Below are 22578 nucleotides of genomic sequence, written 5' to 3' on the forward strand. Positions count from 1 at the left end.
AGTTATGTTTGTTCCCGCCCTCCGAGGGGGCGGGAACTGTATCTTGCTTAAAATGCGGGGATGTAGGTGCCCTGATAGATGTCCCGGATGGCCTGGGCGGTCTCCTCGGACTGGTAGGCGGCCAGCACCTTTTGATAGACCTCATTGTCTAGGTCGGCGGTGCGGCAGGCGATGATGTTGATGTAGGGGTTGTCGGAGCCGGGCTCCACCTGCTCCACGTAGATAGCCTCGTCGATGTTCAGGCCGTTGTCGATGGCGTGGGCCCCGTTGACAAAGGCGGCGGCCACGTCGGGCAGGAGGCTGGCGGTGTTGGCGGCCTCCACCTCCACAAACTCCAGCTTCAGGGGGTTGGCGGTGATGTCCTTCAGCTCGGGCATGTAGCCGGCGGCGGGGTCCACCTCCAGCACGCCGGCGGACTCCAGAATCTTAAAGCACCGGCCCTCGTTGGTGGGGTCGCTGGGGACGGCGATCTTGTCTCCCTCCTTCAGCTGGTTCACGTCGGTGATCTTATCGGAGTACAGGGACAGGGGGGCCATGATGGTGTCGCCCAGGATGGAAACATCATAGCCCAGGTCGTCGATCTCCTTCTGGAGGTAAGCCTTGTGCTGGAAGGCGTTCAGGTCGATCTCCCCGGCGTCCAGGGCGTTGTTGGGCAGCTTGTATTCGGCAAACTCCACAAGCTCCACCTTGATGTTGTCCTTGGCCAGCAGCTCGTTGACCGTGTTCCACTGCTGGTTGTTGGCCCCCACCACGCCCACCTTGACTACAGTGGGCTCAGCAGACGGGGCGGCAGAGCCGGAGCCGGGGGTGGAGCCGGACACGGGGCTGGAGCCGCCGCCGTTTCCGCTATCTTTTCCGCCGCAGGCCGTCAGGGACAGGGCCAGGGCCGCGGCCAGCGCAAGGGCAAAAACGTTCTTCTTTTTCATTTTAAGCTCCTCCTTTAATGGGGCAAATATTCCATTATCCCGGTTCAAAGGCGGGAGAACAGACGCTTTAATGGGTCGCTTTCTTGGCGATATAGCCGCCCACAAACTGGACGGCGCTCACTAGGACGACGATGATCAGGATGACCGTCCAGGTGATCTGGGGCAGGTTCTTGCTGTGGCCGTACATGATGGCGAAGTTGCCCAGACCGCCCGCCCCCAGGGTCCCGGCTACGGCGGTAAAGTTGATGAGGGAGACGATGGTGATGGTCACCCCCCGGGTGATGCCGGGGACAGCCTCCCGCAGATAGACCCGCCAGATAATCTCCCAGGGGGAGGAGCCGATCGCCTCGGCCGCCTCAATGAGGCCGGCGGGCACCTCGGCCAGGGCGCTCTCGGTCTGCCGGCCCAGGAAGGGGACGGTGCCGAACACCAGGGGGATGATGGCCCCCCGCACGCCGATGGCCACGCCCACCACCAGCCGGCTCAGCCCCAGCAGTAAAATGGCCAGCAGGATAAAGGGGATGGAACGGAAGAAGTCGCAGACGCGGCCCAGGATAAAGTTCACCGGCCGGTTTTGCAGCACGCCCCCCTCTCTGGTGGTGAACAGCAGCACCCCGTAGGGGATGCCCAGCACCAGGGAGATGGCCCCAGAGATGCCCACCATCTGGATGGTCTCCCAGAAGGCCCGCCACAGCTGGTCCGACCGGGCCACTACGTCGGGGATGATCTGATTAAGCAGTTCAGCCATGGGAAATCACCTCCACCTGCACGTTTCGTTTGGATAAGTACTCTGCGGCGGCGGCGATTTTGTCGTGGCCGCCCCCGGCGACCACCACCAGGCCCCCCAGAGGATTGCCGTCGATGAGCTCGATGCTGCCCAGCAGGATATTCACATCCAGCTCAAACCGCCGGGAGATGTTGGAGATCAGCGCCTCAGAGGTGCTGCGCTCCAGGTAGTTCAGCCGGAATAGATAGTCCCCGGGGTTCAGCTTGATGGGCCGGGCGGGGTCGTCCAGCAGCTCCTGAATCCGGGAGAGGTGGGAGGTGCTGTCCACGAACCGGCGGGTGACCGCCTGCCGTGGGACGGCGAACACCTGAAACACGTCCCCCTGTTCCACAATCCTGCCGCCCTCCATCACATACACCTGACTGCATATCTCCTTGATGACCTGCATCTCATGGGTGATGATCAGGATGGTGACGCCCAGGGCGCGGTTGACCTCCTTCAGAAGCCGGAGGATGGACTGGGTGGTCTCCGGGTCCAGGGCGCTGGTGGCCTCGTCGCTGAGGAGCACCTCCGGGTCGCTGGCCAGAGCCCGGGCGATGGCCACCCGCTGCTTCTGCCCCCCGGACAGCTGGGAGGGGTAGGCGTCCGCCTTGTCAGACAGCCCCACCAGCTCCAGCAGGGGCTTTACCTTGTCCTCAATCTCTTTCTTGCTCCTTCCGCTCCCCCGAAGAGGGTAGGTCACGTTGTCGTACACCGTCCGGGAGGCGAAGAGGTTGAAGTGCTGAAAGATCATGCCGATCTTCTTCCGCTGCTCCCGCAGCTGCCGCTCGCTCAGGGCGGTGAGCTCCGCGCCCCCTACGATTACTTTTCCCTCAGTGGGCCGCTCCAGCAGGTTGATGCACCGGGCCAGGGTGGACTTGCCCGCCCCGGAGAAGCCGATAATGCCGGCGATGGTCCCCTTTTCTATGTGGAGGCTCACGTCCTTCACCGCCTCCACCGTCTGTTTGCCTGTCTCAAAGCGCTTTGAGACATGTTCCAGTTGAATCATAACGCTCCTCTTTTCCTGTGACGTGTTCAAAGAATAGCACAAAACCCGCCCCGGGTGTTAATACCCAAAAACAGGGGCGGGCTATAGGAAAAAGCTATAACAAAATGGACTTGCGCACCTCGGACAGGTACAGCTTCCCCAGCCGGCTGAGCTGGCTGCCCCGGCGCTGAATATAGCCGATGTGCATCACGCCCCCCTCCGCCAGGGGAACGGTGGTGAACTCCGAGCCGTTGAGGGGGCGGCAGATGATGCCCGAGCACAGGGTATAGCCGTTGAGTCCCTTCATCAGGTTGAGCACCGTGGCCCGGTCGGCCACCCGGATGAGCTGCCGGTACCGGTAGGTGCTCATCACCTCCTCCGACAGGAACAGGGAGTTCTCCTTGCCCAGCTCAAAGGCGATGCAGGGGTAGGGCTCCAGGTCGGCCATGGTCACCCGCTCCCGCCGGGCCAGAGGGTGCTCCCCCCAGAGGTAGACGCAGGTGGCGCAGTCCCGCAGGGGGTGGAACTCCAGGTTGTTCTCGTCAAAAAGCTTGGTCAGGTACTTCTCGTTGAACTCGTCCAGGTACAGGATGCCCAGCTCGCTCTTGTGGTCCCGGACGTTCTCCACGCACTCGTAGGTCCGGGTCTCCAGGATGGAGAACTCATACTCCTCCATGCCCACCCGGCGCACCATCTCCACAAAGGCATTGATGGCGAAGGTGTAGTGCTGGGTGGAGACGGAGAACTTCTTTTTGGACCGCCCCGCCACAAAGCGGTCCTCCAGCAGGGCATACTGCTGGCACACCTGCCGGGCGTAGTTGAGGAACTCCTCCCCCTCCGCCGTGATGGTGACCCCTCGGTTGGAGCGGTGGAAGAGCTCAAAGCCTATTTCCTCCTCCAGCTCCCTCACGGCGCTGGACAGGCTTGGCTGGGAGAGATACAGGTTTTTGGCGGCCGAGTTGACAGAGCCGCTGTCCGCAATAGCAATGATATATTTCAGCTGCTGGAGCGTCATAGTACTTCTTTCTCCTTCAAATGATTATTCTCGAATGAGATCCGCCAGGGTGAACTGAGTAAGATAGTCAGATATTACCTTATCCAGTCCCTGCCAAAGAGGGAGCGTCCGGCAATTCTTGCTCCGGGGACAGATATCCTGCCCCGGCTCCAAACAGGCAACAGGGGCCAGCGGCCCCTCCATACGCTCAATAATAGCCTTTACACCGTACTCCTCCGGTGGCCGGTTCAGCCGGTAGCCGCCGCCCTTTCCCCGTAAAGTGTCGAGCAGCCCGCCCTTTACCAGCTCTTTCACCACGATTTCCAAGTATTTCTCCGAAATTTCCTGCCTGGCGGCCACATCCCTTAACGGCACAAATCCGCTGCCCTGATGCTCCGCCACATCCGCCAAAAACCGCAGCGCATACCGGCCCTTTGTGGAAATCATCATAAAAATCCCCCCATTTCATCCTATTATACCACAAGGTAAATAGGATTTCAAGAAACAGAAATATACCTATTGACAAAGTGGGTATATAGGAATATATTTACATCGGAAACGCGGGGATAAAAAGGAGGAATACACTGTGAAATCTGAATCTCTGCGCCAGCGTGCCCCCGTTCGCTGGCTGACCGTAACCGCTGTCTTTATGGCAATGAATATCGCCCTCAGTTCCTTTGGGATGCCGGTGCCGGGCGGACGTCTCTACTTGAACGATATTGTGATCTGTACCGCCGCGATCCTGCTGGACCCGTTGTGTGCTTTCGCGGTGGGCGGGATCGGCGCGTTCCTGGGGGATATGTTTTTCTACCCGGCCCCTATGTTTGTCTCGCTGGTCACCCACGGACTGCAGGCAGCTGTTATCTCCCTCTGCGCCCACGCTCTACCCCAAAAACGCTTCAGCGGGGCCGTACTTGGTGTAACTCTTGGAGCGATCATCATGGTAGTGGGCTACTCCTTGGGCAGAGCCTTCCTGTACAGCACTCCTGAGTATGCAATCTTAAAACTTCCCTTCCAGATATTGCAGGCCACTGTGGGCGCTGTCTGCGGTATCGTGATTTGTTTTCCTTGCCGCATTGCAAAAATCTGGGACCGGTGGTGTCAATCCTGCTCCATCTAGCAAAACACAAATATAAAGAAAGAAGGTCATATATATGTCCAATATCTACACATCCGCCGACCAGTTGATCGGCAAGACGCCCTTGCTGAAGCTGAGCCGCATTGAGAAGGAGGCGGGGCTGAAAGCCTGCGTCCTGGCTAAGCTGGAGTATTTCAATCCCGCCGGGTCGGTAAAAGACCGCATTGCCAAGGCGATGATCGACGAGGCGGAGGCCAGCGGCAAGCTGAAGCCCGGCTCTGTCATCATCGAGCCCACCTCCGGCAACACCGGGATCGGCCTGGCCTCCGTGGCGGCGGCCCGGGGTTACCGCATCATCATCACCATGCCGGAGACCATGAGCGTGGAGCGCCGCCAACTGATGAAGGCCTACGGCGCGGAGCTGGTACTCACCGAAGGGGCCAAGGGGATGAAGGGGGCCATCGCCAAGGCGGAGGAGCTGGCAAAGGAGATCCCCGACAGCTTTATCCCCGGCCAGTTTGTCAACCCGGCCAATCCCGCCGCCCACCGCTCCACCACCGGCCCGGAAATCTGGGAGGATACCGACGGAAAAGTGGACATCTTTGTGGCGGGCGTGGGTACCGGCGGCACCATCACCGGCGTGGGCCAGTATCTGAAGGAGCAAAACCCGGCGGTAAAGGTGGCGGCGGTGGAGCCCAAGGACTCCCCCGTTCTCAGCGAGGGCCGCTCCGGGTCTCACAAAATTCAGGGGATCGGCGCGGGCTTTGTCCCGGAGGTACTGGATACCGCCGTCTACGACGAGGTCATCCCCGTGTCCAACGAGGACGCCTTTGCTGCCGGGCGGCTGGTGGGCCGCAAGGAGGGTATCCTGGTGGGCATCTCCTCCGGGGCTGCGCTCCACGCGGCAATTGAGCTGGCCAAGCGGCCCGAAAACGCGGGAAAGACCATCGTGGCCCTGTTCCCGGACACCGGCGACCGCTACCTGTCCACACCGCTGTTTGAAGATTGAGCATAGAACGAACACGCTGGTGTCTTGACCGGCGTGTTCCTGTTCAGAAAGGATATTGCTATGATCTACGCAGACAATGCGGCCACCACCCAAATGGGCGAGGCCGCAATCAACGCCATGACCGCCTGTATGCGGGACACCTGGGGCAACCCCTCCAGCCTGTACGGGCTGGGCCAGAGAGCAAAGGAAGCCCTGGAGGACGCCCGGGAGCGGATCGCAACCTGCATTGGGGCCTCCCCCAAGGAAATCACCTTCACCTCCGGGGGCAGCGAGGCGGACAATCAGGCCATCCGTTCCGCCGCCCTACTGGGGGCCCGGAGGGGGAAACGGCATATCATCTCCACCGCCTTTGAGCACCACGCCATCCTGCACACCCTGAAAAGGCTGGAGGACGAGGGCTTTGAGGTGGAGTTGCTCCCCGTGGGCCCGCTGGGAACCGTCACTGCCCATCAGGTGGCGGAGGCGATTCGGGAGGACACCGCCCTGGTCACCATCATGTACGCCAACAACGAGATCGGTTCCATCCTGCCTGTTTCGGAAATCGGCGCGGTGTGCCGGGAACGGAGGGTCATCTTCCACACCGACGCGGTACAGGCGGCGGGACATCTGCCCATCGACGTAAGGGCACAGAACATCGACCTGCTGTCGCTATCCGCCCACAAGTTCCACGGCCCCAAGGGAATTGGCGTACTCTATGCCCGGCAGGGGGTACCGCTGACCAGCCTCATTGAGGGCGGGGCCCAAGAGCGGGGCAAACGGGCGGGGACGGAGAATGTCTCGGCCGTTGCGGGCATGGCGGCGGCGCTGGAAGAGTCCTGCGCCCACATGGCAGAAAACGCCGCCAAGGTCTCCGTCCTGCGAGACAGGCTCATTGCCGGCCTCTCTCAAATCCCCCACTCCGCCCTCAACGGCGACCCGGTAAACCGTCTCCCCGGCAATGTCAACTTCTGTTTTGAGGGCATTGAGGGGGAAAGTCTGCTCCTGCTGCTGGACGACCGGGGCATCTGCGCCTCCTCCGGCTCGGCCTGCACCTCCGGCTCCCTGGACCCCAGCCATGTCCTGCTGGCTATCGGGCGGCCTCATGAGGTGGCTCACGGCTCCCTGAGGCTGTCCCTGTGCGAGGAGAACACCGAGGCCGATGTGGACGCGATTTTGAAGGCCGTCCCGGAGATCGTGGCCTATCTGCGCAATATGTCGCCGCTGTGGAAGGACAAGGTCAGCGGAAAGAAAGAATTTGTCCTGTAAGGAGGAGTTTATTATGGCACTCTACAGCGAAACGGTCATGGACCACTTCCGGAATCCCCGGAACGTGGGTGTGATCGAGGACGCGGACGGTGTGGGCGAGGTGGGCAACGCCCTCTGCGGGGATATTATGAAGATTTACCTCAAAATTGAGGATGGCATTGTGTCCGACGTAAAGTTTGAGACCTTCGGCTGCGGCTCCGCCATTGCCTCCAGCTCCATGGCCACCGAGCTTATCAAGGGCAAGCCCCTCTCCGAAGCTCTTCAGCTCACCAATCAGGCGGTCACCAAGGCGCTGGACGGCCTGCCCGCCCACAAGCTCCACTGCTCCGTCCTGGCGGAGGAGGCTATCCGGGCGGCGGTGAAGGACTACTATGACAGGCAGGGGATCGCCTATGACCCGAAGGACTTCCCTGACTGCGGCTCCTGCGAAGGCTGTCATGGGTAAGAAAGCGTTGATTGCCATGAGCGGCGGCGTGGATTCTTCCGTCGCCGCCTTTTTGACCAAGCAGGCGGGCTATGACTGTATCGGTGTTACCATGAAGCTGTTTCAAAACGAGGATATTGGAGTCAGCAGAGCAAAGACCTGCTGTTCTCTGGACGATGTGGAGGGTGCCGGAAGCGTGGCCCGACGCCTGGGCATCCCTTACTATGTGTTCAACTTTTCCAGAGACTTCAAGGTTCAGGTGATCGACCGATTCGCTGCCGCATATGAGAGCGGAGCGACCCCGAACCCCTGTATCGACTGTAACCGCTATCTGAAATTTGAACGCCTCTTTCAGCGGGCCAGGGAGCTGGGCTGCGAGGCCATTGTCACCGGGCACTATGCCCGGATTGAGAAACAGAATGGCCGGTATATCTTGAAAAAAGCCCTGGATAAAAGCAAAGATCAAAGTTATGTGCTGTATATGCTGACGCAGGAGCAGCTGGCCCATATCCGCTTTCCCCTGGGAGCGTTGAGCAAATCAGAAGTTCGGAGAATTGCGGAAGCTCAAGGATTCTGCAATTCCGAAAAACCGGATAGTCAGGACATTTGCTTTATCCCGGACGGAGATTATGCTGCCTTTCTGGAACAGTATACAGGCAAACCCTATCCAACTGGCGATGTCCTTGATCTGTCAGGTCATGTGATTGGGCAGCACCGGGGCGCTGTTCGATATACGACAGGACAGAGGAAAGGACTGGGCCTTGCCTTGAACGAGCCAGTCTATGTCTGCCGCAAGGATATGGCAGCGAATACCGTAACGGTTGGCCCGGAGCAGTCACTGTATAGCCGGGAATTAAGGACGGATGATGTGAACTGGATTGCAATCGATCATCTGTCTGGGCCAATGCGGGTTTATGCGAAAATTCGGTATCGGCAAACTGAGCAGCCGTCCACAGTATATCCTGATAAAAGCGGGAAAATTCGGCTTTTATTTGATAAACCTCAGCGGGCTGTCACAGCAGGACAGGCGGCCGTGCTATATAATGGTGATATAGTTGTAGGTGGTGGAACGATTTTGAAAACGGTGCAATTTTAATGGAGTATATAGGAGCTGTTTTCCAAATCTGTTTCAAACGATATCAGCGTTTATCAAGTCCTGCCGCTGTTCGACAATCATCTTTCTTCGCAGACTTCATATGCTTATATGATACCGCTCCATCCAGGTGTTTACCTGTACCAGGTATGCCAGAAGCTGAGGGCTTGCCGTAAACAAGGGCTATAGGTCTTGGGGTAAGGGCTCTTCTTCCGATGGAGCAGGGCCTGGGGCAAAAGTCCGCCAAAGGCGTTCCAAAGCAGCACCTTCTCCTCCCCCTCTGTCAGTTCGGAGCGATAGAACCAGGAGTAGCCTCCGAATATCTCATCAGCGCACTCGCCGGTAAGGGCAACTTTGTTGTGCTCCTTAACCAAGCGGCAGAAGTAGAGCAGAGACGCATCCACATCCGCCATACCCGGCAAGTCCCTGGCGTCCACAGCATTGTCCAGCAATTGGGCCAAACACTCCTCGCCGCACTCCAAAAAGGTGTGATACAACTCCGGGTGGGCGGACAGCATGATTTCCACATGCGCCCGGTCCCGTTCCGGTTGGAAAGCATTGGGTTGGAAATATTGATCGTTACCAGGCGAGATGTGTTCCTATATCGGGAAATACAATCGAAATATCAGTTCCCTCCCCGATAGTGCTATGCAGATCGAGACCGGCGTGATGATACTGCGCAATATGTTTGACGATCGACAGCCCCAGCCCGGTGCCGCCGGAGGCCTTGGAACGGCTCTTGTCCACCCGGAAAAACCGTTCAAACACCCTTGCCTGATACTCCGGGGGAATCCCGATTCCAGTGTCTTTCACGGTAACTGTTGTGCCGGCGTCACTTGGTATCTTTTTTGAGGACGACAACATGGAGCATATGGCCTTTTCGGTGGTTGGGAGATGGGGCGAAAAAGGTGCCACGATTATCCGTATTTCGGAGTTTAACAAATTACAGCAAATCAGAGGCATCACATGAAAGCCGATTTTTGGACGAAACTATGAGTTTTTGAAAATGTCATGGTGAACAAAGCAAAGCGAAAAATATATGTTGGTCTTGGACTTCAATCAGTCATAATGCACTGTTAGCGGTACTTTCCTTCATCTTGTCCGTGCTGATGATCTGGAAGGTGCTTGTTCCACTCTATTTGAAGGGGTGGAATCCCATTTGGGTGGGACTGGGGATCACTCTGGCGCTGACGGTCTTGATCGTCAGCCTGGTATATGGTTTCGACCGCCGCTGCGCCGCCGCAGTCTCCGGTTCCTTCCTGGGCATCCTGGTCACTTGCATGATGGGCGTGGTTTTTACAAATCTTTTCCAGATCCACGGAGCGGTTATGTCTTACTCGGAGAGCCTGCTCTATGCCGGATACCAGCATCTGAACCTGACACAGATTTTTATGGCCTCAATTTTTATCGGCGCGTCAGGGGCTGTTATGGACTTGTCCGTGGATATTACCTCCGCTGTCTATGAGGTCGTTCAGAAACAGCCGGCACTCAGCCGCAAGGAGGCAATTCAATCCGGTCTGAATGTGGGCCGGGCCGCCATGGGAACGATGACTACCACGTTGCTGCTGGCATACTCCGGCGGGTATGTAGCTTTGCTGATGGTGTTCATGGCCCAGGGAACGCCGCTGACCAATGTCTTCAATTACAAATATGTTGCGGCGGAGCTGCTGCATACCGTGATCGGTTCCTTTGGGCTGGTGACAGTGGCCCCATTTACGGCTCTGTGTTCCGGAATGTTCCTGTTGTCGGGTGCGTGATTGATATTGCCCATGGCGGCAGGGATGACATGGGGCAATAGAGCACATCGGCAAAATACTAAACTTTACACAGGTTTTACCAAAGCTGCCTTTCGCATTTTACATTCAGGCGGTATCCTTATTCTTGTGGACGGGAGGATAGGCAGGCGGATCGCCGATCCCCCGGGATACACTACAAATCAAACAGGAATAGGAGTTATTTGTCATGAAAAAGAAAACACAGAAATTGCTTGGCCTGGTCATGGCTGCTGCCGTGGCTGCGTCTATGCTGGCCGGATGTTCCCGGAAGCTCTCTGGTACCGTGGCGACCGATGGTTCCACCTCCATGGAGAAGGTGATCGGCGCGCTGGGCGAGGCGTTCATGGAGCAGAACGACGGCGTGACCTTTACCTACAACCCCACCGGCTCCAGCCCCGGCATCCAGGCTGTCCAGGAGGGCAGCTGCGACATCGGCTTGTCCAGCCGCGCCCTGAAAGAGGACGAAAAAAACAGCGGACTGACGGAAACCATTCTGGCCCTGGACGGCATCGCGGTCATCGTCCACCCGGACAACCCGATCTCCGACCTGGACGTGGACACCATCGCCAGGCTCTACACCGGCGAGATCACCAACTGGAAGGACGTGAGCGGCAATGACGCACCGGTGGTCCTCATTGGCCGGGAGGCCGGCAGCGGCACCCGGGAGGGCTTTGAATCCATCACCGATACCAAAGAAAAGTGCCAGTACCGCCAGGAACTCACCTCCACCGGCAACGTGATCACCGCCGTGGCCCAAAACCCGGACGCCATCGGCTACGCCTCCCTGGCCAGCCTGGACGACAGCGTCCGCGCCCTCACCGTGGGCGGCGTAGCCCCCTCCGAGGAGACCGTGAAGGATGGCAGCTACGCCATCCAGCGCCCCTTCGTGCTGGTGACAAAGACCGACGCCAAGTTGTCCGAGGCGGCCCAGGCATTCTTCGACTTCGCAACCTCCGCCGACGCCGCCCCTCTCATCAACAAGGCCGGCGCGGTAGCGGCAAACTGACCCCCCCCTCATGGAGCGGCGGCTTTCTCTGCCGCCGCTCCTACCCATTAGGAGGCACAATTTATGGGAAAACATCAACGTTTTATAGAAAAGCTGATCCACGGGATCTTTCTTCTCTTGGGGCTGGTCACAGTGGGCTGCGTCCTGCTGATTACGGTATATCTGATCCTGTCCGGCATCCCCGCCATCCGGCAGATCGGCCTGCTGGACTTCCTGTTGGGGGACACCTGGGAATCCACGGCGAAAGAACCGTCCTTCGGCATCCTGCCTTTTATCCTCACCAGCGTCTACGGTACGGCGGGGGCCATCCTCTTTGGTGTGCCGGTGGGCTTCTTCACGGCGGTGTATCTGGCCAAGCTGGCCCCGGCAAAGGTGAAGTCGGTGGTGGAATCCGCTGTCAGCCTGCTGGCGGGCATTCCCTCGGTGGTCTACGGCCTGGTAGGTATGCTGGTGCTGGTGCCGGGTATCCGAGCGCTGTTCCATGTGCCGGACGGGGCCAGCCTGCTGGCGGCAATGATCGTGCTGTCCGTCATGATCCTGCCCTCCATCATCAAGGTGTCCGTCACGGCCCTGGAGGCGGTGCCCAAGGAGTACGAGGATGCCTCCCTGGCCTTGGGGGCCACCCCCATTGAGACGTATTTCAAGGTATCCGCACCGGCGGCCAAAAGCGGCGTCGCGGCGGCGGTGGTGCTGGGGGTAGGCCGGGCCATCGGGGAGGCCATGGCGGTGATGATGGTGTCGGGCAACGTGCCCAATATGCCGGCCCTGTTCCAGAGCGTCCGGTTTCTCACCACGGCGGTAGCCAGCGAGATGGCCTATTCCGGCGGATTGCAAAGGCAGGCACTGTTCTCCATCGCCCTGGTGCTGTTCCTGTTCATCATGCTGATCAATGCGGCGCTGAATTTCTTCCTCAAGCGGGACAAGGAGGGTTAAGCTTGAACACGACCATTTCCTCTGGCAGACGATTCTATATTGGCCTGATGAAAGGACTGATGGTCCTGTCGGCGGCGCTCACCTGCGGCCTGGCCCTGTTCCTCATCGGCTTTGTGCTGTGCAAGGGCGTGCCCAGCCTCACCTGGGAGCTGGTGTCTACCAAACCCAGCTATTTGAATGATACCATCGGCATCCTGCCGGATATTTTGAACACAGTCTATATCATCGTGGCCACGCTGCTGATCGTTCTGCCCCTGGGGGTAGGCGCGGCCATCTATCTGACAGAGTACGCCGCCAGCAAACGGCTGGTGGCGGTCATTGAGTACGCCGCCGAAACCCTGTCCGGCATCCCGTCCATCATCTTCGGGCTGGTGGGGATGCTGGTGTTCGCCAACACCTTCGGCAAGTGCCTGCTGGCCGGCGCTCTGACCCTGGTGATCATGAATCTGCCCACCGTCATGCGGACCGCCCAGGAGAGTTTGAAAACGGTGCCCACAAGCTTGCGGGAGGGGGCCTTCGGCCTGGGGGCCGGGAAGTGGCGGGTGGTACGCACGGTAGTGCTTCCCGGCTGTGTGGACGGGATCATCACCGGCTGCATCCTGTCGGCGGGCCGGATCATGGGCGAATCGGCGGCGCTGCTGTTCACGGCGGGCTTTGCCCACGCCCTCAACGGCTTTTTCTCCGGTCTGGGCAGTCCGGGAGCCACCCTCACCGTGGCGCTGTACCTCTACGCCAACGAACCCCGGCCCGGGGCCAAGGAGGCGTCCTTCGCCATCGCCGCCATCCTGATGCTGCTGACTCTGGCCATCAATTTTGCCGCAGTCCTGGTTGGCCGGTACTTTAAGAAAAGGAGCGCGTTATGAGCAGTATGATTACCGCCAAGGACCTGTGCCTGTGGTATGGGACAGCCCAGGCGCTGCACAATATCAATATTGCGATCCCGGAAAAGAACATTACCGCCTTTATCGGCCCCTCCGGGTGCGGGAAGTCCACCTTTCTGAAAACGCTGAACCGGATGAACGATCTGATCCCCGGCGTGAAGATCACCGGCGAGGTGCGCTATGGGGAGCAGGACGTGTATGCCTCTGGCCTGGATGTGAACCTGCTGCGCCGCGAGATCGGCATGGTGTTCCAGAAGCCCAACCCCTTCCCCATAAGCATCTATGACAACATCGCCTACGGCCCCCGGACCCACGGCGTCCGTAACAAGGCCAGGCTGGACGAACTTGTGGAGCGCTCCCTCCGGGACGCGGCCATTTGGGACGAGGTAAAGGACCGACTAAAGAAGAACGCCCTGGGTCTGTCCGGCGGCCAGCAGCAGCGGCTTTGTATCGCCCGCGCCCTGGCTGTGGAGCCGAAGGTGCTGTTGATGGACGAACCCACCAGCGCCCTGGACCCCATTTCTACCTCCAAAATCGAGGAGCTGGCCATGGGCCTGAAGGAGCAATATACCATCATCATCGTGACCCACAATATGCAGCAGGCCGCCCGCATTTCGGACTATACCGCTTTTTTCCTGCTGGGGGAATTGATTGAATACGGTGAGACAGAAAAGCTGTTCTCTCGGCCGGAGTGCCAGAAAACGGAGGACTATATCACAGGGAGGTTTGGATAATGCGGAGCAAATTTGACGAGCAGCTTGCCCTGATGAAAAATGAGCTGATTCAGATGGGCGCACTGTGTGAGGAAGCGATCTCCCTGGCGGCAAAGGCTTTGACCGAGGGGGACAAGACCTTGGCGGAGAAGGTCGGGCCGCTGGACGGGGAGATCGACCAGATGGAGCGGGACATTGAGAGCCTGTGTTTGAAGCTGCTGCTCCAACAGCAGCCGGTGGCCCGTGACCTGCGGCAGATTTCCGCCGCGCTGAAAATCATCACCGATATGGAGCGCATCGGGGATCAGGCGTCCGATATTGCGGAGATCATTCTTGCCATGCTGGCGGAGGGCTACGTCCCGGAGGATGTGGGGCATATCCGCGAAATGGCGCGGGAGACGATCAAAATGGTCACAGAGAGCGTGGATTCTTACGTCCGGCAGGATATAGAGCCGGCCAGAGCCGTGATTGCCCACGATGACACCATTGACCGCTATTTTACGCAGGTCAGAGCCGTGCTGATCCAAAAGATCGCGGAGTCTCCTATGGTGGGAGAACACGCGCTTGACCTGCTGATGATCGATAAATACCTGGAGCGTATTGGCGACCATGCCGTCAATATCGCGGAGTGGGTCATTTTCTCCGTCACCGGGAATAAGAACATGCAGGCTCATTGATAGCAAGGAGTGTTTTGTGGTATGATGATCTCGGTCAGAAAGGGGGAAAGAACATGATTTTTTGCGTAGAAGATGACGAAAGCATCCAGAGCCTTGAACTCTATGCTTTACAAAGCGCGGGCTTCGAGGTCAGGGGCTTTGCGGACGGCGATTCTTTCTTGGAGGCGCTGCGCACGGAACTGCCCCAGCTTGTTATTTTGGATGTCATGCTGCCCGGAAAAAGCGGCGTTGAATTGCTGAAGCAGATGAAGGAATCCAGCGCGACCCGGGAGATCGCGGTCATCATGGCAACGGCAAAGGGGGCGGAGTACGATAAAATCCAGAGCCTGGACCTGGGGGCGGACGATTATCTGGTCAAGCCCTTCGGCATGATGGAGATGGTGTCACGGGTCAAGGCGGTACTGCGCCGTTGCCATCCCAGGCAAAACCCGGAAGTCCTGGCGGCAAATGATCTGGTGATTGATCTGGCGGAGCATACCGTTATGGCAGGCGGTGAGCGGGTTTCCCTCACCTATAAAGAATTTGAATTGCTGCGCCTGTTCATGTCCTCCCCCGGTGTCGCGTTCACCAGAGAAAAACTCCTGACCAGCATCTGGGATTCGGACTATTCCGGTGAAACCAGGACTGTGGATATGCACATTCGGACCTTGCGGCAGAAGCTGGGAAGCTATGGGGCAATGATCGAAACGATTCGTAATGTGGGCTATCGGCTGGAGGTAAAACCATGACCAAAAAAATTTTTCGGTCTATCCTGTGTGTAGCGGCGGCGGTACTGCTGGCAAACCTCGTCATTGTCATGGGATGCCTGTATGACTACTTCGGCTCCGTTCAGGAGACGCAGTTAAAAGACGAGCTGCGGCTTGCGGCCTACGGGGTGGAGGAAAATGGCCCGAACTATTTGGAACACCTGTCAGAGCGCGATTACCGCTACGCCTGGACCCCGGACTACCGCCTGACCTGGGTCGCGTCTGACGGCACGGTGCTGTTTGATACGCTGGATTCCGCGGAAAATATGGAAAACCACGCAGACCGCGTCGAGGTCCGGGAAGCGTTTGCGAAAGGGGAAAGCAGCAGCGTCCGCTACTCCACCACCCTCACAGAGCGGACGCTTTACTATGCCAAGACGCTGAATGACGGAACTGTGCTGCGTATCTCCATCCGTCAGGCAACGGTGCTGGCGCTGGTTCTGGTGATGCTCCAGCCCATTTTGCTGGTAGCCATTCTCGCGGTCATTCTCTCTGCGGCCCTTGCAAATTGGATGTCCAAGAAAATCGTTCGGCCTCTTAACTCGCTGGATTTGGATCATCCGCTGGAGAATGACGCCTACGAAGAATTAGCGCCCCTTCTCAGCCGCATCCATCAGCAGCGGCAGCAGATCGCCGCGCAGCTTCACAGCTTGAAGAAACAGACAGATGAATTTGCGCAAGTGACCAGCCACATGAAGGAGGGCCTTGTGCTTCTTGATAACGCGGGAAAAATTCTGAGCATCAATCCGGCGGCGCAGCAGGTTTTTGGGGCGGAAAGCTCCTGTGATGGACAGGATTTCCTGACAATAGATCGAAGCCGTGACCTGCATCTCGCCATACAAACAGCGGCGGAGGAAGGACACGGCGAGATCAGGTCGGAGCGAAACGGGCGGGAGTTTCAATTTGACATCAGCCGGATCGAGTCGGAGGATGCCTTTGTTGGAACGGTGCTGCTGGCCTTTGACGTGACAGAGCAGGCATTTGCGGAACAAAATCGCCGGGAGTTTACCGCTAACGTATCCCATGAGCTGAAAACGCCCTTGCAGTCCATCACCGGCAGCGCTGAGCTACTGGAAAACGGGCTTGTCAAGCCGGAGGACGTGCCCCGGTTTGTGGGCATGATCCGCACGGAGGCGGCGCGGCTGGTCACGCTGGTGGATGACATCATCCACCTCTCCCAGCTGGACGAGGGGGCGGCGCCGGACCGGGAGACGGTTGATCTGCTGGAGACAGCCAAGGATGCGGCGTCTGCCTTGGGTGACAGCGCCACTGAAAAGGGAATCCATGTCTCCGTCTCGGGAGAGAGCGTTTCCATCAGCGGCGTCCGAAGCTTTTTACACGAAATGATTTATAATCTCTGTGACAACGCCATCAAATATAATGTGGAGAATGGCTCGGTGGAGATCACCGTCGTCAGAAAGGAGCAGGAGGCCGTTGTAACGGTCAAAGATACGGGCATCGGCATCCCGGCGGAGCACCAGTCCAGAATCTTCGAGCGGTTCTTCCGGGTGGATAAGAGCCGGTCGAAGGCCTCCGGCGGAACCGGGCTGGGGCTGTCTATCGTCAAGCACATCGCACAGTATCACGGTGCAACCATTAAGTTGCAGAGTGAGTTCGGTTGCGGTACTACTGTTTCAGTTGTGTTTCCTTTGTAGTCGGCAGATCAGTAATCGTGGAAAAAAGGAGCAATACCTTTGCTGCCGCAGACCTTGTCTACATCAAGGCCTGCGGTTTTCCGTTTATAAGTTATCTCTAGTTAATGACAATATGACCCGCGCCATAAAGTTGCCCATCGTCTACGCCGTTCCGGAGGGCCAGGGTCGCGAATGTGTGTCTGTCGTTTGAGAATCGTTTTCTGGCAATCAATGCAAATTTGGCGTCAAGACAGCAGTAGCTTGTCGTCCGCTTCGTCAGAGCCGCTCACCTTGCTGAACAGCTCCAGCAGTTGGGGGACGGTGAGCTTTTTCTTGTCTTCGCCCTGTACGTCAATGACGATCTTGCCGTCGTACATCATGATGAGTCGGTTGCCGTGTGCGATGGCATCCTTCATATTATGAGTGACCATCATGGTGGTCAGCCTGCCCTCAGCCACGATGCGGTCGGACAGCTCCAGCACTTTGGCGGCGGTTTTGGGGTCTAAAGCGGCTGTGTGCTCGTCCAGAAGGAGGAGCTTGGGCCGTTTCAGGGAGGCCATCAGCAGGGTAAGCGCCTGCCGCTGGCCGCCGGACAGCAGACCCACTTTGCTGGTGAGGCGGTCCTCCAGCCCCAGATCCAGGTCGTGGAGCATGGCCTGGTATTTTTCTTTTTCCGCTCTGGTGATGCCCCAGCGCAGCCCCCGGGGTTGTCCCCGGCGGGCGGCCAGGGCCAGGTTCTCCACGATCTGCATGGTGGGGGCGGTGCCCAGCATGGGGTCCTGGAACACCCGGCCGATGTAGGGGGCCCGCTTGTACTCGGGCAGGCGGGTCACATCGGTGCCGCCGATGGTGATAGCGCCCTCGTCTACCATCCAGGTGCCGGCCACAGCGTTGAGCATGGTGGACTTGCCCGCGCCGTTGCCGCCGATGACGGTGCAGAAGTCGCCGTCCTTCAGGGTAAGGCTGCCCCCCGCAAGGCCTGTTTCTCATTGACGGTGCCGGGGTTGAAGGTCTTCCAGATTTCTTTGATCTCAGGCATGGGAGGTCCCTCCTTTGCGGACGGCCTTGGTAAAGTACTGGCTCTTCCAAAAGGGGATGGACAGGAAGACGGCCACCACCAGGGCGGTGAGCAGCTTCAGGTCGTTGGGGTCCAGGCCCAGCCGCAGAACGACCTGGATGACCATGTAGTAGATGATGGCCCCGATGACGGCGGACAGCAGCTTCAGGGAGAAGTTGTGGAAAATTCTGCTCAGCAGCACCTGCCCGATGATGACGGCGGCCAGTCCCGCCAGCATCCCGGCCAGAATGGCGCACAGGGTGGCGATCCAGATGTTGACGCCGTTGAGGGCCAGCAGTACGCAGGCGCCCCCCCGGTGGCCAGGGAGCCGTCCACCGTCAGGTCGGCCACGTCCAGAATGCGGTAGGTGATATAGACGCCGATGGCCATGATGCCCCAGATCAGGCCCTGGCCCACGGCGCCCGGCATGGATTTCAGCAGGGCGGTCAGGAATTCCATAGGCGCGTTCTCCTTTACAGAAAAATAGCACAGGGGCGGAAAAGAGATCTTCTCTTCTCCGCCCTGTGTTCAACGAATGCTCAGCCGATGGCCTCGTAGTCGCCGGGAACTGTGATATTCAGAGCCTGGCAGTTGGCGGCGTTATATTTCTTGGTCACCTCGGGGGCGAACTTGACGGGCATGGTGGACACGTCCGCGCCGTTGACCAGGATGTCGTAAGCCATCTCGCCGGCGATGACGCCGATGTCGTAGTAGCTGATGGACAGAGTCACCACGCCGCAGCCGGAGCAGATACCCTCCTCGCCGGCCACCACGGGTACCCCGGCGGGGATGACCACGTTGGCGATGGCCTCGGTGTTGTTGGCGGCGGTGTTGTCGGTGGGGATGTAGATGACGTCGGAGCTGTCACAGGCGCTCTGGGTGACGGAGGCCAGGTCGTTCACATCGGTGAAGGCAAAGTTGGCGCAGGTGTAGCCCATGCCGGTGAGGGCCTCGGAGACCACCTCCACCTGGTAGACGGAGTTGGGTTCGCCGGAGCAGTAGAGCAGGCCCACGTTCTTGGCGTCGGGGAACATCTCGTGGAGCATCTCGGCCTGCTGGTCCAGGGGGGCCAGGTCGGAGGTGCCGGAGATATTGCCGCCCACAGTGCCGGTCCAGTTGTCGATGCCCAAGGCAGTGGCGTAGTCGGTGACGGAGGTGCCCAGGATGGGGATATCACTGGTGGCGGAGGCGGCGGTCTGGAGGGGAGAGGTGGCGTTGGCCAGGATCAGATCCACGTTCTCAGAGATGAAACCGTCGATGATGGGAATGCAGTTGTTGCCCTCGCCGCCGGCGTTGCCCTCGTCAAACTTCACCTTGTCACCCAGCTTTGCGGTCAGGGTGTCCTTAAAGCCCTGGGTGGCGGCGTCCAGCGCCGGGTGGGGGGCCAGCTGGCAGATGCCAATGGTAAAGGTCTGGTCCGCAGTACCGGCGGGCGCCTGACTGCCGGAGCCGGTGGCGCCTGGCTGCCGGAACTGGCCGAACCGGAGGTGCCGGCGGTGCTGGGGCTGCTGACCTGAGCGGCGCCGTTGCCGCCGCAGGCGGCCAGACTCAGCAGCATGGCGGCCGCCATAAGCGAGGCAAGAATTTTCTGTTTCATGATGATCTCCTCTTTTCAAATGCGTTGTTTGCCGGACACTCGCTTTTCAAAAAGGTGCAACAGGCACTTAAGAATATAACGCTTTAAAGCGGCAAAGCCAACGTGTAATTTGCACAATAATATGCGGTAAAGACCTTTATATTTTTTGATTTATTGACCCGCGCCGTAACCTGTGTTGGAACAGGACCCTTACCCCTCGCCCCGCCGTATAATACTGGGCTCACTCATTTCTCTGTTTTCCCTTTCCAGACCGCAGACGTTTCACTGGCTTACGATTTGGTAAGCCGCCCGGCTGGACGGCTTTTTACATGACCTGCGCCATAAAATTCCCCATGGCATATTCAAGTTCAAATTGTATCTTGCATAGTAGGCGAATATGGTGTAGAATTAATAAAAATAGATTTACGCCGTGTTAGGAGCCCATATGGAATACATCATATACTGCGATGAATCAAATAGTAGCGGACCGAAATTTGGTGATTTTTTTGGTGGTTGCATTGTAAACAGCAGAGACTGGCGTCCTATAACAGAAATGCTGGAAACCAAGAAAAAAGAATTAAATTTATTTGGTGAATTGAAATGGACGAAAGTAACTGCGCAGTACTTGGACCGATATATAGAAATTGTAGATTTATTCTTTGACTTTGTTAGGGATGGAAAGGTTAAAGTCCGTATCATGTTCCGAAACAATGAAGATCAACCATCCAGTTCAGCAACACGGCGTAGTGATGACAAATATTTTAAGTTGTATTATCAGTTCTTAAAGCACTCTTTTGGGTTGAAAGACATTCCTGCGACAGAAGAAGATATTTTTATAAGGATATACTTGGATCAATTGCCTAACACCCATGAGAAATGTAAAGAGTTTAAAGAATTTGTCCAGCGTTTGCCAGCAAGTTGGAATGCCGGCAGGACAGGCGGCAAGTTATGCATTCGAAGAGGAGATGTGGCGGATGTTTGTTCACATGACCATGTTTTGCTACAATGTACTGATATTATCCTAGGTGCGATGTATTTTCGCCTAAATGAACTGCATCGTGAAAAGCCAATGGGTAGTAGGTGTAGGGGAAAGCGGACGATTGCCAAAGAAAAGCTCTATAAACACATCAATAACAGGATTTGTGAAATACTGCCACATTTCAATATTGGGATTTCGACGGGAGTGCGCAATTATCAGAATCCAGCTTGGGAGTTGCCGTATAGTCACTGGAAATTTGTACCGAGGTAAAAAGAAAACGTCCCACCCTCTCTACATCAATACCCCACATAGGAACGCAAGGCTTCGAGAAAGGCAGGACGTTTCTGACATATTGTACGATGAAGAGACGAGAAATATACATCTCTTCTAATTATTATGATATATCATAATAATAAAAAAGTCAATAGGAAAATGGGAAAGTACAATTTTCTTAATTTTGAATAGTTTATCATTCATAAAAGAATTAAAGATGCAAGAAGTTTAGAGTTCAACATGGGGTAGAAACCCATACAAAACCCATACGGGCATCAAAAAAGCCCATACGCAAGTGTAGAACAGGAAACATGAAACTACAATAGAATATCACCGGGAACCGTTGTGTCACAACGGCTCCCGGCGCTAAAACAAAACAGGAGACAACAGGAGAAAACAACCTGGGAAGAATTGGTAAGGATGAGGTCCCCAGTTCAAATCTGGGTAGCAGCTCCAGAGAAACCCGTTGTCCCGCAAGGGATAGCGGGTTTTTTCATTTTGCGGTTGCTGTAAAAAATCGGTGAGAAAAACGAATTTGCTAAACATCATGCTAAACGCAAAACTGTTTGCCCTAAGATTGATTTACTGCATTACTCAGCAATAGCTGCAAAAGCTGAGCGGAAAAACCAGGATCGGACTTGACCTTTTCCATAAGGAGCGCCGGGTCGAACCCGCCAGCTTGAACCGGAGAGGCAGGTAATGTACTGGGATAGAAGTCCGTTTCCACCAAAAGGGCCAGAGTACGCTTTTCGTCCTCCAGGGCCTCATTGTAATTGCTCATCAGGACTTCTGGGGACTGACCGGCACTTTCAGCGACAAGCTGATAATTGTTTTTTGACAGTCTGATCTTGTGCATCTGGCCAGACTTCCGCAGGCCTTGAAATTCAATCTGATCTTCAATGTGCATGGAGGTCTGCCACTTCTTGAATGCCTTGCAAAGATTATTGGGGTCGATAGGGCATCCATTCGGCTGACAGATGAGCAGACCGTGATCCTGGTATTCCTCGCCAAAGAAAGCCTTGTTTGCGGCGATTTCATACAGCCTGGCCTTGAGTTCGTGGAGCAAAGGAGTAGTCAGATACTGTTTGCGCACGCTGCCATCTGTTTTGGGGTCTTTCAGGATCAGTCTGCTTTTTGAAGTGGAGACATGTTTCGGAAAGACCTTGATGATTTTTTCCTCCGGCAATTCGCGCAGGGCCTCGTCGGAGACACGCTCTACGATCTGTGTGATCCACATGCTGCGGTCACGGAAGTTAATGCTGCCTGCTTCCAGCCCCACAACTTCACCGGAGCGAAGGGAGCAGATAAAGCCGAGGCGGACCGCCAGATGCAGCAAAGGATCCTTCTCAATGCTGTCCAATACCTCAAGGACTCTCTTAGGTTCCCAGGCCTTCCGCTTCTTTGTTTTCTCAGAGGGTGGGGTGGTTTCCGGGATCTCCGTGACATAGCCCCACCTTTTAGCGGTTGGAAAACCAAGCATGAGGATGTTGTAGCACTTCTTTACCGTTGGAGAGCTGAGAGTTGGTATCTCCGAGGCTTTTTTCCCGTAGCTCTTACTCCCGCGACATGGCTTCCTTCGGAGGTAATCAATGAAGTCATCAATCGCCTGCGGCGTGATGGAGCTCATGACCCAGTCGCCAAAGTACGGATAAATATGTGCCTCCAGGTTTTGCACATAGCTGTCATAGGTCTTTGGAGAAAACCCCTTGCTTCTGGCATGTATGGGTAGTAAAGTGTCCCCTTAGTCAAGGACAAAATATTTTACGTAAGATTTGAGATTGATGTTGGATGATACTTTTTAGCCC

The 22578-nt window shown here is 56.9% G+C and carries 22 protein-coding genes and 3 pseudogenes; 14 read left to right on the plus strand and 11 right to left on the minus strand.

What is annotated here, in order from left to right:
* Positions 1-47: 47 nt before the first annotated feature.
* The 5 genes from D1641_RS09010 to D1641_RS09030 form a co-directional block, all read right to left on the minus strand.
* The gene (locus D1641_RS09010) at positions 48-926 is read right to left on the minus strand and encodes a MetQ/NlpA family ABC transporter substrate-binding protein (protein ID WP_160664854.1); all 879 of its coding nucleotides are present in this window, start codon (positions 924-926) and stop codon (positions 48-50) included.
* Positions 927-993: 67 nt separating this feature from the next.
* Positions 994-1674, minus strand: coding sequence for a methionine ABC transporter permease (locus D1641_RS09015; RefSeq protein WP_160664856.1), 681 nt, complete (start codon positions 1672-1674; stop codon positions 994-996).
* Entirely contained in the window at positions 1667-2701 is a 1035-nt protein-coding gene (locus D1641_RS09020; RefSeq protein ID WP_160664858.1) for a methionine ABC transporter ATP-binding protein, read from the minus strand. The genes D1641_RS09015 and D1641_RS09020 overlap by 8 nt, the downstream gene beginning before the upstream one ends.
* A 94-nt stretch (positions 2702-2795) precedes the next feature.
* Positions 2796-3695, minus strand: coding sequence for a LysR family transcriptional regulator (locus tag D1641_RS09025; protein ID WP_160664860.1), 900 nt, complete (start codon positions 3693-3695; stop codon positions 2796-2798).
* A gap of 24 nt (positions 3696-3719) precedes the next feature.
* The gene (locus D1641_RS09030) at positions 3720-4124 is read right to left on the minus strand and encodes an Rrf2 family transcriptional regulator (RefSeq protein WP_160664862.1); all 405 of its coding nucleotides are present in this window, start codon (positions 4122-4124) and stop codon (positions 3720-3722) included.
* Positions 4125-4260: 136 nt separating this feature from the next.
* Between D1641_RS09030 and D1641_RS09035 the strand changes: the two genes are divergently transcribed.
* The 5 genes from D1641_RS09035 to mnmA are packed head-to-tail and all read left to right on the plus strand — an operon-like array spanning position 4261 to position 8526.
* A complete protein-coding gene (locus tag D1641_RS09035) occupies positions 4261-4794 on the plus strand; it encodes an ECF transporter S component (RefSeq protein WP_160664864.1) in 534 nt (177 codons plus the stop codon).
* A 34-nt stretch (positions 4795-4828) separates the two neighbouring features.
* On the plus strand, positions 4829-5761 hold the full coding sequence (cysK, locus tag D1641_RS09040) for a cysteine synthase A (RefSeq protein ID WP_160664866.1): 933 nt from the start codon (positions 4829-4831) through the stop codon (positions 5759-5761).
* A 60-nt stretch (positions 5762-5821) separates the two neighbouring features.
* Positions 5822-7006: a cysteine desulfurase NifS gene (gene nifS, locus D1641_RS09045; protein WP_160664868.1), complete on the plus strand. Its 1185-nt coding sequence runs from the start codon at positions 5822-5824 to the stop codon at positions 7004-7006.
* Between the two features lie 13 nt (positions 7007-7019).
* Positions 7020-7451, plus strand: coding sequence for a Fe-S cluster assembly scaffold protein NifU (nifU, locus tag D1641_RS09050; RefSeq protein WP_160664870.1), 432 nt, complete (start codon positions 7020-7022; stop codon positions 7449-7451).
* On the plus strand, positions 7444-8526 hold the full coding sequence (gene mnmA, locus D1641_RS09055) for a tRNA 2-thiouridine(34) synthase MnmA (protein ID WP_160664872.1): 1083 nt from the start codon (positions 7444-7446) through the stop codon (positions 8524-8526). The genes nifU and mnmA overlap by 8 nt, the downstream gene beginning before the upstream one ends.
* Positions 8527-8657: 131 nt before the next feature.
* On the opposite strand, the gene D1641_RS09060 is transcribed toward mnmA, so the two are convergent.
* Entirely contained in the window at positions 8658-9041 is a 384-nt protein-coding gene (locus D1641_RS09060; protein WP_243149339.1) for an asparagine synthase-related protein, read from the minus strand.
* A gap of 61 nt (positions 9042-9102) precedes the next feature.
* Positions 9103-9345: pseudogene (locus D1641_RS09065) on the minus strand (ATP-binding protein); the annotation flags it as partial.
* Between the two features lie 215 nt (positions 9346-9560).
* Between D1641_RS09065 and D1641_RS09070 the strand changes: the two are divergent.
* The 8 genes from D1641_RS09070 (at position 9561) to D1641_RS09105 (ending at position 16909) form a co-directional block, all read left to right on the plus strand.
* Positions 9561-10280 carry a YibE/F family protein gene (locus D1641_RS09070; RefSeq protein ID WP_347707409.1) on the plus strand — a complete coding sequence of 240 codons (720 nt, stop codon included), beginning with the start codon at positions 9561-9563 and terminating at the stop codon, positions 10278-10280.
* 205 nt (positions 10281-10485) lie between these two features.
* The gene (locus D1641_RS09075) at positions 10486-11304 is read left to right on the plus strand and encodes a phosphate ABC transporter substrate-binding protein (RefSeq protein ID WP_160664874.1); all 819 of its coding nucleotides are present in this window, start codon (positions 10486-10488) and stop codon (positions 11302-11304) included.
* Positions 11305-11367: 63 nt separating this feature from the next.
* Complete coding sequence (gene pstC / locus D1641_RS09080) at positions 11368-12237, plus strand: phosphate ABC transporter permease subunit PstC (RefSeq protein WP_160664876.1); 870 nt, start codon at positions 11368-11370, stop codon at positions 12235-12237.
* Between the two features lie 47 nt (positions 12238-12284).
* Positions 12285-13100 (plus strand): phosphate ABC transporter permease PstA, encoded by an 816-nt coding sequence (gene pstA / locus D1641_RS09085; RefSeq protein ID WP_160664894.1) that lies wholly within the window; start codon positions 12285-12287, stop codon positions 13098-13100.
* Entirely contained in the window at positions 13097-13852 is a 756-nt protein-coding gene (pstB, locus tag D1641_RS09090; RefSeq protein WP_160664878.1) for a phosphate ABC transporter ATP-binding protein PstB, read from the plus strand. Before pstA ends, pstB begins: the two co-directional genes overlap by 4 nt.
* Complete coding sequence (gene phoU / locus D1641_RS09095) at positions 13852-14508, plus strand: phosphate signaling complex protein PhoU (protein ID WP_160664880.1); 657 nt, start codon at positions 13852-13854, stop codon at positions 14506-14508. Before pstB ends, phoU begins: the two co-directional genes overlap by 1 nt.
* A 53-nt stretch (positions 14509-14561) precedes the next feature.
* Positions 14562-15236, plus strand: a complete 675-nt coding sequence (locus D1641_RS09100) for a response regulator transcription factor (protein WP_160664882.1) — start codon at positions 14562-14564, stop codon at positions 15234-15236.
* Positions 15233-16909, plus strand: a complete 1677-nt coding sequence (locus D1641_RS09105; protein ID WP_160664884.1) for an ATP-binding protein — start codon at positions 15233-15235, stop codon at positions 16907-16909. Before D1641_RS09100 ends, D1641_RS09105 begins: the two co-directional genes overlap by 4 nt.
* A 224-nt stretch (positions 16910-17133) precedes the next feature.
* On the opposite strand, the pseudogene D1641_RS09110 reads toward D1641_RS09105, so the two are convergent.
* The 3 genes and pseudogenes from D1641_RS09110 to D1641_RS09120 form a co-directional block, all read right to left on the minus strand.
* Positions 17134-17927: pseudogene (locus D1641_RS09110) on the minus strand (ABC transporter ATP-binding protein).
* Positions 17920-18404, minus strand: a pseudogene (locus D1641_RS09115) (hypothetical protein). Before D1641_RS09115 ends, D1641_RS09110 begins: the two co-directional pseudogenes overlap by 8 nt.
* 80 nt (positions 18405-18484) lie before the next feature.
* On the minus strand, positions 18485-19561 hold the full coding sequence (locus D1641_RS09120; protein ID WP_243149336.1) for an ABC transporter substrate-binding protein: 1077 nt from the start codon (positions 19559-19561) through the stop codon (positions 18485-18487).
* A 405-nt stretch (positions 19562-19966) separates the two neighbouring features.
* On the opposite strand from D1641_RS09120, the gene D1641_RS09125 reads away from it, so the two are divergent.
* Positions 19967-20770 carry a DUF3800 domain-containing protein gene (locus D1641_RS09125; RefSeq protein ID WP_160664886.1) on the plus strand — a complete coding sequence of 268 codons (804 nt, stop codon included), beginning with the start codon at positions 19967-19969 and terminating at the stop codon, positions 20768-20770.
* A gap of 574 nt (positions 20771-21344) precedes the next feature.
* On the opposite strand, the gene D1641_RS09130 is transcribed toward D1641_RS09125, so the two are convergent.
* Positions 21345-22496, minus strand: a complete 1152-nt coding sequence (locus D1641_RS09130; RefSeq protein WP_347707410.1) for a hypothetical protein — start codon at positions 22494-22496, stop codon at positions 21345-21347.
* Positions 22497-22578 lie beyond the last annotated feature (82 nt).

The organism is Colidextribacter sp. OB.20, from assembly GCF_009911595.1.
GTDB lineage: Bacteria > Bacillota > Clostridia > Oscillospirales > Oscillospiraceae > Lawsonibacter.

Excerpts from the sequence above, each read along its gene's own strand:
- D1641_RS09010 (WP_160664854.1), bottom strand. The coding sequence starts at position 926 with ATGAAAAAGAAGAACGTTTTTGCCCTTGCGCTGGCCGCGGCCCTGGCC.
- D1641_RS09015 (WP_160664856.1), bottom strand. The coding sequence starts at position 1,674 with ATGGCTGAACTGCTTAATCAGATCATCCCCGACGTAGTGGCCCGGTCG.
- D1641_RS09020 (WP_160664858.1), bottom strand. The coding sequence starts at position 2,701 with ATGATTCAACTGGAACATGTCTCAAAGCGCTTTGAGACAGGCAAACAG.
- D1641_RS09025 (WP_160664860.1), bottom strand. The coding sequence starts at position 3,695 with ATGACGCTCCAGCAGCTGAAATATATCATTGCTATTGCGGACAGCGGC.
- D1641_RS09030 (WP_160664862.1), bottom strand. The coding sequence starts at position 4,124 with ATGATGATTTCCACAAAGGGCCGGTATGCGCTGCGGTTTTTGGCGGAT.
- cysK (WP_160664866.1), top strand. The coding sequence starts at position 4,829 with ATGTCCAATATCTACACATCCGCCGACCAGTTGATCGGCAAGACGCCC.
- nifS (WP_160664868.1), top strand. The coding sequence starts at position 5,822 with ATGATCTACGCAGACAATGCGGCCACCACCCAAATGGGCGAGGCCGCA.
- nifU (WP_160664870.1), top strand. The coding sequence starts at position 7,020 with ATGGCACTCTACAGCGAAACGGTCATGGACCACTTCCGGAATCCCCGG.
- mnmA (WP_160664872.1), top strand. The coding sequence starts at position 7,444 with ATGGGTAAGAAAGCGTTGATTGCCATGAGCGGCGGCGTGGATTCTTCC.
- D1641_RS09060 (WP_243149339.1), bottom strand. The coding sequence starts at position 9,041 with ATGCTGTCCGCCCACCCGGAGTTGTATCACACCTTTTTGGAGTGCGGC.
- D1641_RS09075 (WP_160664874.1), top strand. The coding sequence starts at position 10,486 with ATGAAAAAGAAAACACAGAAATTGCTTGGCCTGGTCATGGCTGCTGCC.
- pstC (WP_160664876.1), top strand. The coding sequence starts at position 11,368 with ATGGGAAAACATCAACGTTTTATAGAAAAGCTGATCCACGGGATCTTT.
- pstA (WP_160664894.1), top strand. The coding sequence starts at position 12,285 with ATGAAAGGACTGATGGTCCTGTCGGCGGCGCTCACCTGCGGCCTGGCC.
- pstB (WP_160664878.1), top strand. The coding sequence starts at position 13,097 with ATGAGCAGTATGATTACCGCCAAGGACCTGTGCCTGTGGTATGGGACA.
- phoU (WP_160664880.1), top strand. The coding sequence starts at position 13,852 with ATGCGGAGCAAATTTGACGAGCAGCTTGCCCTGATGAAAAATGAGCTG.
- D1641_RS09100 (WP_160664882.1), top strand. The coding sequence starts at position 14,562 with ATGATTTTTTGCGTAGAAGATGACGAAAGCATCCAGAGCCTTGAACTC.
- D1641_RS09105 (WP_160664884.1), top strand. The coding sequence starts at position 15,233 with ATGACCAAAAAAATTTTTCGGTCTATCCTGTGTGTAGCGGCGGCGGTA.
- D1641_RS09125 (WP_160664886.1), top strand. The coding sequence starts at position 19,967 with ATGGAATACATCATATACTGCGATGAATCAAATAGTAGCGGACCGAAA.